General features: G+C 23.4%; 7 protein-coding genes. All 7 read left to right on the forward strand.

The genetic code is table 11. The features are described 5' to 3' along the window. The coding region (locus ACTT9D_RS06735) for a hypothetical protein (RefSeq protein WP_440931015.1) at positions 1 to 904 on the forward strand (904 nt) is incomplete at its 5' end. Continuing rightward, positions 888 to 1,424 carry a hypothetical protein gene (locus ACTT9D_RS06740; protein WP_440931016.1) on the forward strand — a complete coding sequence of 179 codons (537 nt, stop codon included), beginning with the start codon at positions 888 to 890 and terminating at the stop codon, positions 1,422 to 1,424. The genes ACTT9D_RS06735 and ACTT9D_RS06740, both read left to right, overlap by 17 nt. A 17-nt stretch (positions 1,425 to 1,441) precedes the next feature. Beyond that, positions 1,442 to 1,999, forward strand: coding sequence for a class I SAM-dependent methyltransferase (locus ACTT9D_RS06745; protein ID WP_440931017.1), 558 nt, complete (start codon positions 1,442 to 1,444; stop codon positions 1,997 to 1,999). A gap of 164 nt (positions 2,000 to 2,163) precedes the next feature. Further along, positions 2,164 to 3,228: a CDP-glucose 4,6-dehydratase gene (gene rfbG / locus ACTT9D_RS06750; RefSeq protein WP_440931018.1), complete on the forward strand. Its 1,065-nt coding sequence runs from the start codon at positions 2,164 to 2,166 to the stop codon at positions 3,226 to 3,228. After that, entirely contained in the window at positions 3,225 to 3,596 is a 372-nt protein-coding gene (locus ACTT9D_RS06755; protein WP_440931019.1) for a WxcM-like domain-containing protein, read from the forward strand. The genes rfbG and ACTT9D_RS06755 overlap by 4 nt, the downstream gene beginning before the upstream one ends. After that, entirely contained in the window at positions 3,593 to 4,276 is a 684-nt protein-coding gene (locus ACTT9D_RS06760) for a sugar phosphate nucleotidyltransferase (protein WP_440931020.1), read from the forward strand. The genes ACTT9D_RS06755 and ACTT9D_RS06760 overlap by 4 nt, the downstream gene beginning before the upstream one ends. A gap of 16 nt (positions 4,277 to 4,292) precedes the next feature. Further along, positions 4,293 to 4,887 (forward strand): glycosyltransferase family 2 protein (locus ACTT9D_RS06765; protein ID WP_440931021.1); only part of this gene is annotated, 595 nt, incomplete at its 3' end.

Raw genomic sequence — 4,887 nt, forward strand, 5'->3', positions numbered from 1 at the left:
TTTTTTAAATAATAAAATTACAAAATCAAAATTGTTTAAACTTATAGCTACGTCACAACATTTTGATTTTAATGAATATTATAAGTTTTTAGCCTCTAAAAGTTATTTAAATAATTGTAAGATCATTTATTTTCAACACGGAAATATTGATGGAACAGATAATTTTGATCTTTATAATAATCATATTAAATCGTCTACAAAGTATCTAACCTGGGGCTGGAGTCATTCTTTTCATGAAGAACATGACACCCAAAATAGTAATATAATTCAAAAATTTTATAACATAAAAAGTTCGGGTGAAAAAAAATTCAATATTAATGATAATTTTGAAAATGAGTTGATTTTATTTAGTAGTCATATCTTCAAAGGAATCTACTTCTGGGATATCCAAAAGAAAAATAAACAAATGTTTAAAAATCAAATTAAATTTTTAAAAGATATTGATCGAAAAATAATAAAAAATTTAAAAATAAAATATCATCCAAGTGAAATCAATTACAATACAGTTTTAAGAACAGAAATTTGCAAATTAAATATTGAAATAAATCATGAATATACGTTCAAAAAAGTTTCAAATTATAATAATTTATTATCTGTATACTCTTATGATAGTACTGGTTTTTACGAACATATTGCTTTAAATAAACCAACAATCATTTATTTAGAAAATTACCATGAAAATATTTTAGAGGAAGCCATTCCATACTATTCATTATTAAAAGAAGTTAAGATAATTCATGATAATCCTGAAAGTGCTGTTGAATTTATTAATTCAGAATGGAATAATATTGCTCAATGGTGGTTTTCAAAAAAAACACAAGAAAATTTAAATATATTTTCTGAAAAATTTTCAAGATATACAGATAATCCTTATAAAAAGATATTTGATGAACTTAATAAATAAATATAGTTTTAATTTAGCAAAATCAGAAGACTCTGAAGATATTCTTAAAGTTAGAAATCAATTAGAGACAAGAAAAAGTTCTTTCAATAAAGATATAATTACCCAAGATGAACACAACAGATGGTTTGAAAAGCAACTAAAATCTAATTTTTTTCATTATTATATTTTAAGAAATATTAATAATGATTTTATTGGATTAGGTTATGGAGATAGATTTAATGAGTCTGATAATTCTTGTTTTTGGGGAATAAGAGTAATGACTGGTTTACCAAGAAAAAATAAATATGGTTCTATTGTTAAATATCTTACATATGAAAAATTATTTTCATTAAAAAAAATAGATAAAATTTATGGACAAGTTATTAAAGGTTATGAATGGATTAGGGATTGGTATATTAGATCCGGAAATGAGCTTATAAACTTTGATGAGGAAAAACAATGTTACAATTTAGTACTTTATAAAGACAAATGGCAAAAAAAAAAAAAATTAATCTTAAATAAAATAAATAAAATAAACTAAAATTTTAAAGATTTTTTATGAAAAAAAAAGAAAAACTTAATTTAGGATCAGGTAATGAGATAAAAGAAGATTTTATAAACGTTGATTTTAAACAGGATATAAATGTGGATGTAGTTCATAATCTAAATAATTTTCCTTGGCCTTTCGAAAATAATACTTTTTCTGAAGTACTAGCAGAAAACGTCATTGAACACCTTGATGATTTTATGAAAGTAATGGAGGAAATTTATAGAGTAACTAAACAGGATAGTTTGATAAAAATATCTGTACCATATTGGAATTCAAGTTATGCTTATATTGATCCTACTCATAAAAAAGGATTTCATGAATTGACGTTTAGTTTTTTTGATCCTGAATCTCCATATTGCAAGCAAAGACCTTATTACTCAAAAGCTCGATTTAAAGTAAAAAGTTTTTCTTATGTAATAGCACCTTTTGCTCCATATTTTTTGCTACCCTTTGTAAAGAATATAGAAATTAAAAATAAAATTTTAAAAAAAATAATAGGTTTGGTTGGTAATATTTTTTCAAATATTATACTTGAATTACGTGTAGAATTACAAAAGATATCATAACTTTAGTTCGAATAATTTTAATTTATTTCAAAAACAGTGATATCAAATAGGTTAAATATATCACTTTTTTGCAAGGATATTATAATACTACTAAATAAATTTATTGAAGGAAATTAAAAATTAGATTATTTAAAATTATTCCTATATTTGCATCAAACAAATAAATGAAATTATTAAAAAAATTTTATAAAAATAAAAAAGTTTTGATAACAGGGGCAACTGGTTTCAAAGGTGCCTGGTTGTCATTGTGGCTCAAAATACTTGGTGCTAAAGTTTATGCGATTGGATATTCTCCCAACAAAAATAAAAAACTTTTTTTTTCTTTAAATCTTCAAAAAAAAATTAAAATTAAAACATTAGATATAAGAAATTATAAGAAGCTTAAATTATTTATTCAAAAAATTAAACCTGAGCTTATATTTCATATGGCAGCACAACCCTTGATTCTTGATGGATATAAAAAACCATATTTTACCTATGAAGTAAATACTTTGGGTACATTGAATATTTTAGAAGCCAGTAGAAATGTTAGATCTATAAAATCTTTAATTTGTGTAACCTCTGACAAATGTTATGAAAGTAATTATTCAACTATAGGATTTAAAGAGAATGATAAATTAGGTGGCATTGATCCTTATAGTGGCTCCAAAGCTTCTGCAGAAATAATAATTAATACTTATTTTAAAAGTTATTTTGGTAAAGAAATAAAATTTGGTATTGCTAGTGCTAGAGCTGGTAATGTAATAGGAGGTGGAGATCAATCACCAAATAGACTAATCCCAGATTTAGTTAATTCTTTAAATAAAAATAAGAAAATAATTTTGAGAAATCCAGATTTTAATAGACCATGGCAACATGTTTTAGAACCATTATATGGGTATTTAATTTTAGGTATAAATCTTTACAAGTTTCCAAAAAAATTTTCAGGACCTTGGAACTTTGGAACCGAAAAAAATACAGTAACAAGTGTTTTAAAAATTGTGAAAATTGCAATTAAAAAATGGGGATATGGTGAATTAAAAATTAGAAGAAATAAAAAAATATATGAACAAACAAATTTACAATTAAATATTGATAAAGCCAAAAAAATATTAAAGTGGAAGCCTAAATATAAGATAAAAGAGAGCGTTGAATTAACCATTGATTGGTACAAAAAGGTTATAAGAAAAAAATACACCCCTGAACAAATTACTAAAAAAAATATTTTAGAATATATGAATTCAAAATGATAAATTCTAAGTTTAAAGTTAAAAAAATTAAAATTATAAAAAATCCAAATGGAAATTTATATAAAATGATATCAAAGGATGATCTTTATTTTAAAAAATTTGGTGAAATTTATTTTTCAGAGGTCCTTCCAAAAAAATTTAAAGGTTGGAAATTTCATGAAAAAAGAACACAGCTTATAACAGTCATTAATGGCTCAGTTAGATTTTACATAAAAAAAAATATTGAAGATAAACCAGAAACTATTGATATTAAATTTCCTGATAATATGAATATATTAAAAATTATGCCAAAGACTTTTTATTCATTTAAATGTATGTCTAAAAAAAAAAGTTTGATAATCAATTTAATTGATGAAGTAGTTAAATGAAAGCCATTATACTTGCGGGAGGCAAGGGAACAAGATTAGCAGAATTTACAAAACTAATCCCCAAGCCAATGGTAAAAATTAAAGGCAGGCCTATTATTGTTCATATTATAAAACATTTTTATAAATATGGTGTTAAAGAAATTTTAATTGCGAGCGGTTATAAACACAAAATTTTATTTGAATATTTCAAAAATTATAACATTTATAAGGATTTAAAAATAAAAGTTATAAATACTGGATTGAATACTTTAACAGGAAAAAGAATTTTTAAATTAAAAAAATATTTATCTAATGATGAAATTTTTTTTCTTACATATGGTGATGGCATAAGTGATGTAAATTTAAAAAAATTGTATCAATTTCATCTCAAACATAAGAAAATAGCCACACTTACAGCAGTTCATCCTCCTGCCAGATTTGGTGAACTCAAATTAAGAGGTGGAAAATTATTAAACTTTGATGAAAAACCACAGTTATCTGAAGGCTGGATAAATGGTGGTTTTTTTGTTTTAAATCAAAAATTTTTCAAATTTCTAGATAATAAAAATGTTATGCTTGAAAGAGAACCAATTCAGAGATTAATTAAAAGAAAAAACTTGATGGCATTTAAACATAATGGTTTTTGGATGTGTATGGATACTCTAAGAGATAAACAAGTTTTAGAAAAAAAAATAAAATAAATTTTTAATAAAAAAAATGAATAATTTTTTTTCAGTTATTATTCCCACATTTAAAAGAAAACTGAAATTACAAAGAGCTATTTTGTCTGTGATTAAACAAACTTACAAAGAATGGGAGATTATAATTGTCGATAATAATTCTAATGATGGAACCAAAGAGTTAGTAAAAAGTTTTAATGATAGTAGAATAAAATTATTTAACATTAATAATAATGGAGTAATTGCAGCATCAAGAAATCTCGGAATTAAAAAATCTAAAGGAAATTATTTATCTTTTTTAGACTCAGATGATTGGTGGCATAAAGACAAGTTATGTTTAACTAATAATCATGCTAATGAAGGTAAAAAGTTTTTATATCATGATATGTATTTAAATTCTAAGCATAAAATTTTAACTAGAAAAACTGGTTATTGCCGTGTTTTAAGTATCAATCCTTTTTTAGACTTAAAAATTAACGGACCGGCATTTGCTACTTCATCAGTATCAATAGAAAAAAAATTATTTTTAGAGAATTCGTTATTTAATGAGTCTAAAAATTATATAGCTTGGGAAGATTTTGATGCTTGGTTAAGAATATCTAAAGTTTATAAAGATTTATTTCAAATTAAAA

The sequence above is a fragment of the Candidatus Pelagibacter sp. genome (genome assembly GCF_052049815.1).
GTDB lineage: Bacteria > Pseudomonadota > Alphaproteobacteria > Pelagibacterales > Pelagibacteraceae > Pelagibacter.

Coding starts and splice junctions, on each gene's coding strand:
- ACTT9D_RS06740 (WP_440931016.1), top strand. CDS start 888: ATGAACTTAATAAATAAATATAGTTTTAATTTAGCAAAATCAGAAGAC.
- ACTT9D_RS06745 (WP_440931017.1), top strand. CDS start 1,442: ATGAAAAAAAAAGAAAAACTTAATTTAGGATCAGGTAATGAGATAAAA.
- rfbG (WP_440931018.1), top strand. CDS start 2,164: ATGAAATTATTAAAAAAATTTTATAAAAATAAAAAAGTTTTGATAACA.
- ACTT9D_RS06755 (WP_440931019.1), top strand. CDS start 3,225: ATGATAAATTCTAAGTTTAAAGTTAAAAAAATTAAAATTATAAAAAAT.
- ACTT9D_RS06760 (WP_440931020.1), top strand. CDS start 3,593: ATGAAAGCCATTATACTTGCGGGAGGCAAGGGAACAAGATTAGCAGAA.